The 12,396-nt window shown below is 65.8% G+C and carries 9 protein-coding genes; 7 read left to right on the top strand and 2 right to left on the bottom strand.

All coding sequences use genetic code 11. From position 1 onward, the window contains the following. Positions 1-92 precede the first annotated feature (92 nt). Positions 93-1,229, top strand: a complete 1,137-nt coding sequence (locus ACI3K3_RS16535) for an endo-1,4-beta-xylanase (RefSeq protein ID WP_404915583.1) — start codon at positions 93-95, stop codon at positions 1,227-1,229. On the opposite strand, the gene ACI3K3_RS16530 is transcribed toward ACI3K3_RS16535, so the two are convergent. Continuing rightward, positions 1,226-1,999 carry a class I SAM-dependent methyltransferase gene (locus ACI3K3_RS16530; RefSeq protein WP_404915581.1) on the bottom strand — a complete coding sequence of 258 codons (774 nt, stop codon included), beginning with the start codon at positions 1,997-1,999 and terminating at the stop codon, positions 1,226-1,228. The two genes, ACI3K3_RS16535 and ACI3K3_RS16530, sit on opposite strands and share 4 nt — an antisense overlap. A gap of 80 nt (positions 2,000-2,079) precedes the next feature. On the opposite strand from ACI3K3_RS16530, the gene ACI3K3_RS16525 reads away from it, so the two are divergent. From ACI3K3_RS16525 to ACI3K3_RS16510, 4 genes are all read left to right on the top strand, one after another. After that, the gene (locus ACI3K3_RS16525; protein ID WP_404915579.1) at positions 2,080-2,850 is read left to right on the top strand and encodes a helix-turn-helix domain-containing protein; all 771 of its coding nucleotides are present in this window, start codon (positions 2,080-2,082) and stop codon (positions 2,848-2,850) included. Between the two features lie 264 nt (positions 2,851-3,114). Then, complete coding sequence (locus tag ACI3K3_RS16520) at positions 3,115-6,312, top strand: efflux RND transporter permease subunit (RefSeq protein ID WP_404915577.1); 3,198 nt, start codon at positions 3,115-3,117, stop codon at positions 6,310-6,312. Then, positions 6,305-7,510, top strand: coding sequence for an efflux RND transporter periplasmic adaptor subunit (locus ACI3K3_RS16515; RefSeq protein WP_404915575.1), 1,206 nt, complete (start codon positions 6,305-6,307; stop codon positions 7,508-7,510). Before ACI3K3_RS16520 ends, ACI3K3_RS16515 begins: the two co-directional genes overlap by 8 nt. Further along, positions 7,500-8,903, top strand: a complete 1,404-nt coding sequence (locus ACI3K3_RS16510; protein ID WP_404915573.1) for an efflux transporter outer membrane subunit — start codon at positions 7,500-7,502, stop codon at positions 8,901-8,903. The genes ACI3K3_RS16515 and ACI3K3_RS16510 overlap by 11 nt, the downstream gene beginning before the upstream one ends. On the opposite strand, the gene ACI3K3_RS16505 is transcribed toward ACI3K3_RS16510, so the two are convergent. Continuing rightward, on the bottom strand, positions 8,873-10,111 hold the full coding sequence (locus tag ACI3K3_RS16505; protein ID WP_404915571.1) for a glycosyl transferase: 1,239 nt from the start codon (positions 10,109-10,111) through the stop codon (positions 8,873-8,875). The genes ACI3K3_RS16510 and ACI3K3_RS16505 overlap by 31 nt on opposite strands. A 125-nt stretch (positions 10,112-10,236) precedes the next feature. Between ACI3K3_RS16505 and ACI3K3_RS16500 the strand changes: the two genes are divergently transcribed. Next, entirely contained in the window at positions 10,237-10,914 is a 678-nt protein-coding gene (locus tag ACI3K3_RS16500; protein WP_404915569.1) for a response regulator transcription factor, read from the top strand. 29 nt (positions 10,915-10,943) lie between these two features. Continuing rightward, entirely contained in the window at positions 10,944-12,317 is a 1,374-nt protein-coding gene (locus ACI3K3_RS16495) for an ATP-binding protein (protein ID WP_404915567.1), read from the top strand. Positions 12,318-12,396: the final 79 nt, after the last annotated feature.

Raw genomic sequence — 12,396 nt, 5'->3', positions numbered from 1 at the left:
GACCGATGAAAACCCGAGGTTGCATGGCTGGCGCAAATAGCCAGATTACGGAGATGCAGGGCTTTCGATCCTCCAGCACTGTCAACAGCAGGATGACGCGTCGCCGCGCCTTGGCGCTCGCGGGCGGGATGGCCGCTTCGACCGTCCTGGCGCGGGAGCTTGTCCGGCCCGCCGCCGCCTGGGGAGCGCCGACGATGCAACTCGATGCGATCGCCCGTACGAAAGGACTTCGGTTCGGCGCGGCGATTTCTGCAAGTCACCTCGACGATCCGACGTTCGTCCAGTTGCTGCGTCAGCAATGCTCGGTGATCACGGGCGAAAACGAGTTCAAGTGGAAGTATCTGGAGCGGGAACAGGACCACTTCGACCCGTCCAAGGCGCTGCGAATATCGCGCTTTGCCGACGAAAACGGCTTGTTCATGCGCGGCCACACTTTCGCCTGGAACCAGGACGATCGCCTGCCGGCCTGGCTGCTGGACATGGAAGCGGATCTCAAGCCCAACGGGGGCGCCAGGCTGATCACGCTTATGAACCGGCATGCGACTTTCATGGCCAACACTTTTCCCAACATCCGCTCGTGGGACTGCGTGAACGAGGCGCTGCAGGTGCGTGACGGGCAGATGAAGAACTCGCTCTACACCCGTGTCCTGGGAGAAGACTTTTTCGACCTTGCCTTCGAACTGGTGCGCGAACATGCGCCGCGCGCGCAGGGGGTCTACAACGGCAACATGTGCTGGGAAGCCAACGGAGCGCACCGCGCGGGCGTGCTGCGCCTGTTGGAACGGTCGCTCACGCGCGGCGTCCGCGTCGAAGCGCTCGGCATCCAGAGCCACCTTGGCAACACGCTGGGCCGCAAGCGTGACGAGAAAGGCTGGCGCAAGTTTCTGGAGCAGGTCCAGGCCATGGGCCTGCAAGTCATCCTCACCGAACTCGACTGTGCCGATCGCAATCTGAAGGACAAGGATCCCGCGCGGCGCGATGCCGAGATAGCCGCTTTCGCGAAGGGCTATCTCGACCTCACCTTGAGCTTCACCAACGTCTCGCAGGTCGTGACCTGGGGATTGTCGGACAAGTATTCCAATCTCAACCGCAAGAGCTACCCGGAGCGGCGAAGAAGGCCCGATGGATTGCCCATGCGCGGCAATCCGGTGGACGAGAATTTCGAACCAAAACCCATGTTCTCGGCCATGGCCGCAGCCCTTGCCTCCGCCCCGGAGCGCTCCTTCTAGATCGCCTCGATCAGCAATGTGTCGAGCGTGAAGGATCCGTCCGCCTCGATGGCGAAGTGGCTGGAGATTTCGCTGCCGGCAGCGCCCTGAAGCGCGCGGATCGCGGCGATCCGTTCGGGTGGGGTGCGCATGCGGGCGGTCCAGTCCGCGAAGTCCATGCGCAGGCGACCGGGAGTGGTCGAGACGATCGAAAAGCCCGCGCTGCTGAGCATCTCTTGCCACTGTGCCGTAGAATAGTCCCGCACATGCGACAGGTCGCGCAGCAGTTCCACCGCTTGCAGGTGCGTATCGGCAGCCGGATCGGCGGGCGCGATCACGTCCATGAACAAGGCAGGCGCGCCGGGCGTCAGCACGCGGCGGGCCTCTCGCAGGCCCGCCTCGGCGCTGCGCCAGTGGTGGGTGGAAAAGCGGCAGGCGAGGAAGTCGAACGTATCATCCGCGAAAGGCAGGGCTTCGGCGGCGGCGGCTTGCGTGACGATATTGGCGAGGGCGCGCCTTTCCGCTTCGGCGGCGATCACGGCCAGCATCCGGGGGGCGAGATCGCAGGCCGTCACCTGCGATGCGTGCCGTGCCATGGCATAGCTGACATGTCCGCCCCCGGCGCCGAGGTCCAGGGCGTGGCGCGGCTGTGCCTCGTTGGCACGAATGGCGATTCGGTCGAGATCGGTGCCCTCCGCATGGACCTTGCTGGTGACATAGGCGGACGCGTTCGAGCCGAACTGGCCGTCTACCAACTGATGGCGGGTTTTGTGGGTGGGATTGCTGGTCATGGATATCTCCTTGCGGAAATCCGTCTGGCAGGATCATAGCCTGTTACAATGAACATAGTTATCCTGTTATAACGGGCACCATGCAATCTGAAGATCAACGCAAGTCGCTTGGCGCTTTCGTCCGCGCCCGGCGGGAAAGCATGACGCCGGAAGGGCACGACCGTCGCCGCAGAACGCCGGGCCTGCGGCGGGAGGAACTGGCGGCGCGGGCGGCCATCGGCACGACGTGGATCGCCTGGATCGAGCAGGGGCGCGACGTTCGCCCCTCGGCCGAAACGCTTGCGCGCCTGGCAGGGGGGCTCAGTCTCTCGGCCGCCGAACGCGATTATCTGTTCTCGCTTGCCGGACGGCACGATCCGATCGACCTTTCCGCGAGGGCCGGGGCGTCGGCGCCTTCCGCCATCGCCGCGCTGGTCGGGCAGATGGACTGGCCTTGCTATGCGCTCGATCCGGCTTGGTCGATCTGTGCCGCGAACGGGGCTGCTCGTCGGCTGTTCATCGGACTTTTCGAGTATAGCGAAGCGCCCAATCTGTTGCGCTACGTCTTCGCTCATCCTGCGGCGCGGCAGCTTCTCCCCGACTGGAGCGGGCGCGCCGCCCGCCTGCTGGCCGAGTTTCGGCGGGATTACGGCCACGGCATGGCAGACCCCCGCGTGACGAATCTGGTTCTGGGCCTTCAGGACGAAAGCCCGGAGTTTCGCGCCGCCTGGAACGCGCAGACGGTGCTGGCGCGCGAAGGTGGAGAGCGTGTGTTCCAGCACCCCGACGATGGGCGACTTCATTTCACCCAGCACACTTTATCGGACGTGGAACGGGGCGACTTCCGGGTCGTTTTCCTGGAGCCGGGCTGAGCGGAAACGCTCGCAAACCGGGGCAAAGCTGTCACCGACCGGAAACAATCATGAAAATCATTCATGAGAGTATTCCGTTCAGCGCATTTTTCTAACGCGTCATGGGTCGTTAGGGGCTGAACTATTCCAGCAGGATTTCCCGTCCGTTTCCGCGCCGCAAGGCGGGGAGGGTAGCAGCGGCGGAAACCAACCAAAACATGAGCCGGAGAGGAATTCGCCTGTCCAGCGTGCTTTCCGCGCGCCGGGCGGCCCATGGAGTTCTCGATGTTAGGTATCGTCAAGACCGCGCTGCACCGCCCACTGACATTCATCGTCATGGCCATTCTCATTGCCATTGGCGGTTTGCTTGCGGCCTTCCGCACGCCTGTCGATATCTTCCCGGAAATCAAGGTGCCGGTCATCGCCGTGGCCTGGACCTACACCGGTCTGGCTCCGCAGGACATGACGGATCGCATCGTCACGCCTTACGAACGCGTGCTGACGACGACCGTCAACGATATCGAGCATATCGAAAGCCAGTCGTTCCAGGGCATGGGGATCGTCAAGATCTACTTCCAGCCCGGCGCCGATATCCGCACCGCGACGGCGCAGGTCACCTCGGTTTCGCAGACGGTGCTGCGCCAAATGCCGCCGGGCATCACGCCGCCGCTGATCCTCAATTACAGCGCTTCGACCGTGCCGATCCTCCAGCTTGCGCTCTCTGGCGAGGGCATGACCGAGCAGCAGCTGTTCGATATCGGCCAGAACCAGATCCGCACCGGGCTGGTCACCATTCCGGGCCTTGCCATGCCGTTCCCTTCGGGCGGTCGCCAGCGCCAGGTCCAGATCGATCTCGATCCCCAGGCGCTCCAGTCCAAGGGCCTCTCCGCCGTCGATGTCGGCAACGCCATCGCCTCGCAGAACCAGATCAACCCGGCGGGCTTCGTGAAGATCGGGGAAACCCAATATTCGGTCCGCCTGAACAACACGCCTGACTCCATTGCCGCGCTGAACGACCTGCCGGTCAAGGTGGTCAACGGCGCCACGATCACCATGCGCGATGTCGCCTATGTGCGGGACGGCAGCGCCCAGCAGCAGAACGTCGTCCATGTGGAGGGCCGCCGCTCGGCGCTGCTCACCGTGCTCAAGAACGGTGCGACGTCCACGCTCTCCATCGTCGACGGCGTCAAGTCGGCCTTGCCGAAGATCGCGGAAACCCTGCCGGACAGCCTCAAGATCCTGCCGGTGGGCGACCAGTCGCTGTTCGTGAAGGCGGCCGTCAACGGCGTCATACACGAAGGCGCCATCGCCGCCGCGCTGACCTCGCTGATGATCCTGCTGTTCCTCGGTTCCTGGCGCTCGACGGTCATCATCGCCCTTTCGATCCCGCTGGCGGTGCTCGCCGCGATCGCCATGCTGGCGGTCTTCGGACAGACGCTGAACGTGATGACGCTGGGCGGTCTGGCGCTGGCGGTCGGCATCCTCGTCGACGACGCGACCGTGACCATCGAGAACATCAACTGGCACCTCGAACAGGGCAAGGGCGTGATGGAGGCGATCCTCGACGGCGCCGCCCAGATCGTGACGCCGGCCTTCGTGTCGCTGCTCTGCATCTGCATCGTCTTCGTGCCGATGTTCTTCCTGCCGGGCGTGGCGGGCTATCTCTTCGTGCCGATGGCGCTCTCGGTGGTCTTCGCGATGATCGCGTCCTTCGTACTGTCGCGCACCCTGGTGCCGACGCTGGCGATGTACCTGCTGAAGCCCCACGCCCCGCATGGCGAGAACCACCATAACGCCGGAACGCCGGCCTCGCGCAACCCGCTCGTGCGGTTCCAGCGCGGTTTCGAGGCCCGCTTCGAAAAGCTGCGCGACGGCTACCTCGGCATCCTGCACCGCGCGCTCCAGGGCCAGAAGGCCTTCATGCTCGGGTTCCTGGCGATCGTCGTCGTCTCGTTCGGACTGATGCCGTTCCTGGGCAGCAACTTCTTCCCGACCGTCGATTCCGGCCAGATCGCGATGCACGTCCGCGTCCCCGTGGGCACCCGCATCGACGAGACGGCCCTGCGCTTCCAGCGGATTTCCGAGGACGTGCGCAAGGTCATCCCGAAATCGGAACTGGGCTCGATCACCGACAACATCGGCCTGCCGGTCAGCTCGATCAACACCGTCTACAACAACAGCGGCACCATCGGTCCGCAAGACGGCGACATGCTGATCACCTTGAATAAGGGCCATGCGCCGACCGAGGGCTATGTCGAGACACTGCGCCGGGAACTGCCGCGCCAGTTCCCCGGCACCCAGTTCTCGTTCCTGCCGGCCGACATCACCAGCCAGATCCTGAACTTCGGTTCGCCTTCGCCGATCGACGTCCAGATCGCCGGCAAGGACCTGGCCGCCTCGCGCGTCTATGCGCAGAAGCTGATGGCGAAGATGGCCCGCATTCCCGGCCTTGCCGACATGCGCCTTCAGCAGCCCGCCAACTCCCCGCAGCTCGACGTCGACGTGGATCGCGCCCGTGCCGGCCAGTATGGCCTCACCGAACGCGACGTGACCACCAGCCTCGGGAACTCGCTGGCGGGCACCTCACAGACCGCGCCGGTGTTCTTCGTGAACCCCGACAACGGCGTGCAATATGCCGTGGTGGCGCAGGCACCGGAATATGCCGTCGATTCGCTGACCAAGCTGTCGAACCTGCCGGTTTCCGGCGCCGCCGCCGGCACGCGTCCGCAGCCGCTGGGCGCGCTGGCGACCGTCAGCCGTTCGACCACGGCGCCGGTCGTCTCGCACTACAACATCGCCCCGGTCATCGACATCTACGGCACCCCGCAGGGCCGAGACCTCGGCGCCGTGGCAGGCGATGTCCAGCGCGCGATCGACGAACTCAAGGCCGACGCGCCGAAGGGCTCGACGATCACCATCCGTGGCCAGTACCAGACGATGAACACCGCATTCTCCGGCCTCGGCTGGGGTCTGCTGGCGGCGGTCGTGCTGATCTACCTTCTGATCGTCGTGAACTTCCAGTCCTGGCTCGATCCCTTCGTCATCATCACCGCGCTTCCGGCAGCCCTTGCGGGCATCGTCTGGATGCTGTTCGCCACCGGGACCACATTGTCGGTCCCGGCGCTGACCGGCGCGATCATGTGCATGGGCGTGGCCACCGCCAACTCGATCCTGGTCGTCAGCTTCGCGCGCGAAAAGCTCGCCGAACTGGGCGATCCGGTGAAGGCGGCGATGGAAGCGGGCCTCGTCCGCTTCCGTCCGGTGCTGATGACGGCGCTGGCGATGATCATCGGCATGGGCCCCATGGCGCTCGGCCTCGGCGAAGGCGGCGAACAGAACGCGCCGCTCGGCCGCGCCGTCGTCGGCGGCCTGATCTGCGCCACCATCGCAACCCTTCTTTTCGTTCCCACCGTCTTCGCCTTCGTCCACGGCCGTCGCCGCGAGAAGGAAGTCCCCCAGGAAGTGCAGGCCGCCCATGCATGATTCTCTCTCCGAACCCGCTCACTCGCCTACCGGACCGCAGACCCGCACTCTGAAGCGGGTGGGGCTGGGCGCGGCGGTGATCGCGCTGGCCGTGGTCGGCGCGGGTATCGCCACGCGCCTCAGTGCCACGCGTGATCTGGAGGCCGTGGCCGCCGAATCCGCCGTGCCGACTGTCGCGGTGGTCACTCCGGCAGGCGCGGGAGATGCCGGAGGCCTGGCCTTGCCCGGCACCGCGCAGGCCTTCAACAGCGCGGCGATCTATGCCCGTACCAACGGCTATGTCCGCAGCTGGCAGGCCGATATCGGCGATCGGGTCGGCGCCGGGCAGACGCTTGCCGTGCTCGACGCGCCGGAAGTGGACCAGCAACTGGCGCAGGCAAAGGCGGACTACCAGACCGCGCTCGCCAACCAGCGCCTGGCCGCCACCACGTCAAAGCGCTGGAGCGGGATGTTGAAGCAGGACGCCGTCTCGCAGCAGGAAGTGGACGAGAAGGCGGGCGATCTCGCCGCCAAGACAGCGCTGGCCAATGCCGCGCTGGCCAGCGTGCGAGAGCTTGAGGCGACGCGCGGCTTCACGCGGCTCTCGGCGCCGTTCGCAGGCGTCGTGACCAGCCGCTCGGCGCAGATCGGCGCGCTGGTGGTGGCGAACAACGCCGCCGCGCAGCCGCTGTTCACGGTGTCCGACGTGCACCGCATGCGTATCTATGTGCGCGTGCCGCAGATCTACTCCGCGCAAGTGAAGCAGGGCGTCGTCGTCAACCTCACCCTGCCGGAATTCCCCGGCCGCACCTTCCCCGGCACCGTCACCCGCAGCGCCGGTGCCGTCGACGCTCAGTCCGGCGCCGTCCTCGTCGAGGTACAGGCGAACAACAGCGAGGGCGCGCTCAAGCCCGGCGCTTTCGTGGAAGCCCATTTCGACGTGGCGGGCGGCGTGCAGGGCCTGACCCTGCCGGGCAGCACGATCCTTTATACGGAGAATGGCCCGAGCGTGGCCGTAGTCGGCGCGAACGGACGCGTAACGGTGCAGCCGGTCAAGATCGCGCGTGATCTTGGCAAGACGGTGATCGTCTCGGTCGGCGTCAAGCAAGGCGATCGCGTGGTGGACAGTCCGCCCGACTCGATGCGCAGCGGCGATCAGGTGAAGATCCAGAAGCCCGCCGCCGCCACGACCGCCAAGGGGGCGGCTCATGGCGGCTAGGTTCCCCGCAGTCGCGGCGCTGCTGCTCGCCGGATGTTCCGTGGCCGGGTGCTCGATGGCACCCAACTATCACGCGCCTGAAACGGCCGCTTCGCCGGCATTCCGCGAAGTCGAGGGCTGGTCGCAGGCAGCCCCGCGCGATGCGGAAGCACGCGGTGAATGGTGGACCGTGTTTGCGGATCCCGCGCTCGACGATCTCGAGAAGCGGGCCGAGGCCGCCAGTCCCACGCTGGCTGCGGCGCTTGCCCGCTACGACCAGGCGCGCGCCGCTGCCGGTGTTGTCGCCTCCGACCTCTATCCCACGGTGGGCGTCAGCGGCGAAGCCTCACGCGATCGCGTATCCGCCGGGCGCCCGCTGTCGACCGGTACGGCGCGGACTTACGACAACTTCGTGGTCGGCGGCAGCCTGTCCTACGAACTGGACCTGTGGGGCCGCGTGCGCAATTCCGTGAAGGCTGCAAATGCCGAAGCGGTGGCGTCGGGCGGCGATCTCGCTTCCGCGAAGCTCAGCCTCCAGGCCTCGGTGGCGGACGCCTACTTGCGCCTGCGCGGGCTCGATGCCCAGGCGGACCTGCTGAACCGCTCGGTTGCCGCGTTCGAACGGGCGCTGAAGCTCACCGACACGCGCCATTCGGGCGGGATCGCCTCCGGCATCGATGTGAACCGGGCCCGCACGGTGCTGGGGAACGCCAGGGCGCAAGTCTCGGCCGTTGCCAACGAGCGCGCGGCCACCGAGCATGAACTGGCCGCGCTGACCGGCGTGCTGCCTTCGGAGTTCTCGCTGGCCGCCCGCAGCGACATGCTGGACGTGCCGGACGTCGCGGTGGGCGTGCCTTCGGAACTGCTCCAGCGCCGGCCGGACATCGCCGCTGCGGAACGTCGGGTGTTTGCCGCCAATGCCCGTATCGGCGTGGCCAAGGCGGCATGGTTTCCTTCGGTCGGCCTCGGTGCCGCCGGGGGCTGGCAGACGACGCATGGCGATCTGCTGAAGACGCCCAACACGTTCTGGTCGCTCGGTCCGCTCTCGGCGCTGATGACGCTGTTCGACGGCGGCGCGCGCAAATCGCAGGTCAGGATATCGCGCGCCGAATACGAGGAAGTGGCCGCCAACTATCGCACCACCGTCCTCGGTGCTTTCCAGGATGTGGAGGATGCCATCGCGGCGATGCACCACCTGGAAACCCAGGCCTCGGCCCAGGGTGAGGCGGCACAGGCCGCCCAGCGCACCAGCGAGATCGCGCTGTCGCGCTATCGGGACGGCGCGGCAGACTATCTCGAAGTGGTGACCGCGCAGACCGATGCGCTCGACGCGCAGCGGTCCTGGATCAGCGTGCAGACAGCGCGGATGCGAGCGAACGTCGCTTACGTGCGCGCCATGGGCGGGACGGGCTGAAACCCGGCAATGCGCGAGACCGTATCGGCGGCTAGATCGATCGGATCGCCTCCCGTCAGGAAGGGCGTTCCATCGGGCTTCCAGTCCAGGCCGCCGATCGAATAGCGCATGCGCTCCTTCTGCCAGGCCACATAGGCGCGATGGTCCGCGAAGGCCTGGTCGATGGCCGCGATGGGGTCGGCGTCGGGCGTGATCACATCGCCGAAGTGCCACATCGCGTAGTCCTCGGACTCGCGCCACTGCGCATCGTGGGCGTTGACGAACAGGCAGGGGCGTGGGCGAACGAGGAATTCGTAGACCTGGCTGCTCACGTCGCCGAGATAGAGATCAGCTCCGAAGGTGTAGGTCATGTCGTTGCAGCGTGGTGAGCCGAGGTCGATGACGACACGATCCGGAACGGCCAGCGCTTCCCATTCGCGGCGCCGCGCGGCGGACCAGCGCGATGCCAAGCGCACATGCGGCGCAACGACCAGATTGTAGCGGCCGTCGCGCAGGACGGCTTCGATCAGCTTTCTGGCGAAGGCATCGAAGGAATTCAGCTTCTTCGTGAAGTGGGGATTGTAGAGGATGGTCTTGCGGTCGTTGGCGAACAGCGGCGCCCGATCGATCCCGGTGCGCAACATCGCGGCCAGCTTGATGGGGCCTGCTGCGGTGCAATTCTCCGGCGTCACCAGCCCGGCTTCGAGCAGCCGGTCGCGATCCTTGGCGCCCGCCACTATGACATGGTCGAACAGCTCGAAGCGCTTTTCGAAACCCACGGCGCGGTCACCCGCGCCATGGGGAATGTGGACCAGCGGTGGGCATTGTTTCCAGAGGCGCGCCAGGATCGTGGACGTCCGTTCCGCGCAGAGGATGACTTCCGCATCGCGCAGCAGCGGCGACCAGTAGATCAGCCGCGCAAGCTTGCGGGCGAAGCCCGGAACGACGGCATTCAGCGCCTTGGGAAGGCGCATCTCCACCAGGGCCGGCAGCGGAAGGCCCATGGCGGCGGCCAGATCCCGGACTGCCCGCGCATCGGTGGATCGCGGCACGAAGATGGTCACCGTGCCCGGATGACGGCGTTCCAGTTCACAGGCCACCGGCACGATATGCGGCAACTGGTGCGCGCCGCCGACCGCCAGCACATGGATCAGGCCAGGCCGGGCGCTCTTGAGGGTGGACGGCAGGGAAGGCATCGGGACAGGGTGCGAGGCTGCATTGGTAGTCATGCCCCCCATTGCCGCAGAGAGGTCTCCGCTTGATTGCGGAAACATTTGTATTTGCCCATGTGAGCCCGGCGGAGGTACGAAGCCCGTTTCCGTCACTTGCCTGACCCGCGCGGACACCTGGAAGCATGCAGATACTGCTAGTCGAAGACGATGACAGCCTTGCCGCCCATGTCGCGGCGGGCCTGAGGGAGGCCGGGCATGTCGTGGAGCATCGCGCCGATGGGCGCGAGGGGCTGGTCCAGGCCACTTGCGAGATGTATGACGTGATCGTCCTCGATCGCATGTTGCCCTCGCTCGACGGGCTCAAGGTGCTGGCGGCCCTGCGCGCAACGGAAAATGCCACGCCGGTGCTGATCGTCAGTGCGCTGGGCGATGTCGACGAGCGGGTGCGGGGCCTGCGCGCCGGCGGCGACGACTACATGGCCAAGCCTTTCGCCATGTCCGAACTGCTGGCGCGGGTGGACAGTCTCGGGCGGCGGAACGCGACCGTTTCCGAACCCAGCGACCATTTGCGCGTGGGAGATCTGGAAATCGATCTGGTCGCCCATGTGGTCTCGCGAGCAGGGCGCCGCATCAACCTTACGCTGCGCGAGTTGCGCATCCTGGCATATCTCGCCCGGAACGCCGGGCGGGTCGTGACGCGTTCCATGCTCCTCGAAAACGTCTGGGACTACAATTTCGACCCGCAAACCAATATCATCGACCAGCATATCTCGAAACTGCGGCAGAAGATCGCGCATAACGAGGAAGCGCCGTTGATCCACACGATCAGGGGGCTGGGCTATGTCATGCGGCCCGAATGAGCTTGCGCAGTGGCCGGGGTGACGCGGCGATGACCCGGCTTTTCCGCAGCCTGTCGTTTCGCCTGGCGCTGACTTACGCAATGCTTTTCAGCCTTTCCGTAGGGCTGCTGTTCGCGGCGGGCTACTGGTTGCGGGTGATCCAGCCGATGTCCGAGGTCCGCGTCGCGGTGGAGGGCGAAGCGGCGCGGATCGGGGCTGTCTACCGCAAATCGGGGATCGACGCCGCGCGCTCGGCTCTGGACCTGCGGGCGCATACCCCTGCTGCCCGAATGCCGTTTCACGTTCTAGTGGCCCCCGATGGCCAGATCGTTGCCGCCAATCTGCCGAGCTGGGCTCCCGCGGCGGCGAGCGGTCTTTCCGTGATCGAGGCGGACAAGTTCGTCGATGGCTTCGAGATCGATCATTCCGCTTTCGTCCGGGATCGAACCATGCCCGACGGCGGACGCCTGATCGTCGGGCGGGACGTTCAGGACATCGTCGATGACGAGGATCTCCTGCGCACCGGAGCGCTCTGGATGCTGTTCGGGTCGCTGGCGCTGGGAATAACCGGAGGCTGGCTGATGAGCCGGGCCATCGGCAAGCGCATCGATTCGGTGACGTCCACCGCGCTCCAGGTAATGGCGGGCGATCTTTCGGGGCGTGTGCCGGTACGCGGCACCCAGGATGATTTCGACCGGCTCTCCGCGACGCTCAACCTGATGCTTTCGCGGATCGAGGGCCTGTTCGAAACGGTGCGCCGGGTGTCGGACAATGCCGCACATGAACTTCGCACGCCGCTTGCGCGCTTGGCGGGCAAGCTGGAAGTGCTGGAGCAGGACGTCTGCAAGGACGCCGCCGCCTCACCGGCAATTGCCGCCAGCGTGGCCGAGGCGATCGCGGAAGCCAATCGGCTGCGCGGGATACTGGCTGCCCTGATCCGCATCTCGCGGCTCGAAGGGGGCAGGGCGACACTGCACGTCCAGCGCACCGACGTGGTGCAACTGCTGGAAGACGTCGTCGAATTCTACCAGCCGGAGGCGGAGCGCCGGGACATCGCCCTGACGCTGGATGCACATCGCCCGCTGGTGGCGGACCTCGACCTGGACATGGTGTTCCAGGCCATCTCCAACCTGCTCGACAATGCGCTCAAGCACGTGCCCGAAGGAAGCCGCGTCGATGTTCGCGCTGGGCGACAGGACGGCGAACTGGTGCTGGGCGTATTCGACGATGGACCGGGCCTGCGCCCGGCGGACCTGGCCCGGGTGACCGAGCCCTTTTTCCGCGCCGAAGGTTCGACGTCGGTGCCGGGGGACGGCCTGGGTCTCAGCATGGTTGCGGCGATTGCGCAGGTTCACGGTGCCCGGATCGAGTTTTCGGACAATCGACCCGGCCTTGTTGTGGTGCTGCGTTTTCCGTTGCGCTAACCGCATTCATCGCTACTCATAATATACGATATATAATCTGCTCATTTTCTGACTAGCTAAATCGGTTTCGATCTCGCAG

The organism is Novosphingobium sp. ZW T3_23, assembly GCF_044987305.1.
Classification (GTDB): domain Bacteria; phylum Pseudomonadota; class Alphaproteobacteria; order Sphingomonadales; family Sphingomonadaceae; genus Novosphingobium.
This window is presented reverse-complemented; position numbering and strand designations above follow the sequence as displayed.

Bases quoted from the DNA above. Each gene is read 5' to 3' on its own strand.
- ACI3K3_RS16535 (WP_404915583.1), top strand. From the start codon at position 93: ATGACGCGTCGCCGCGCCTTGGCGCTCGCGGGCGGGATGGCCGCTTCG.
- ACI3K3_RS16530 (WP_404915581.1), bottom strand. From the start codon at position 1,999: ATGACCAGCAATCCCACCCACAAAACCCGCCATCAGTTGGTAGACGGC.
- ACI3K3_RS16525 (WP_404915579.1), top strand. From the start codon at position 2,080: ATGCAATCTGAAGATCAACGCAAGTCGCTTGGCGCTTTCGTCCGCGCC.
- ACI3K3_RS16520 (WP_404915577.1), top strand. From the start codon at position 3,115: ATGTTAGGTATCGTCAAGACCGCGCTGCACCGCCCACTGACATTCATC.
- ACI3K3_RS16515 (WP_404915575.1), top strand. From the start codon at position 6,305: ATGCATGATTCTCTCTCCGAACCCGCTCACTCGCCTACCGGACCGCAG.
- ACI3K3_RS16510 (WP_404915573.1), top strand. From the start codon at position 7,500: ATGGCGGCTAGGTTCCCCGCAGTCGCGGCGCTGCTGCTCGCCGGATGT.
- ACI3K3_RS16505 (WP_404915571.1), bottom strand. From the start codon at position 10,111: ATGACTACCAATGCAGCCTCGCACCCTGTCCCGATGCCTTCCCTGCCG.
- ACI3K3_RS16500 (WP_404915569.1), top strand. From the start codon at position 10,237: ATGCAGATACTGCTAGTCGAAGACGATGACAGCCTTGCCGCCCATGTC.
- ACI3K3_RS16495 (WP_404915567.1), top strand. From the start codon at position 10,944: ATGACCCGGCTTTTCCGCAGCCTGTCGTTTCGCCTGGCGCTGACTTAC.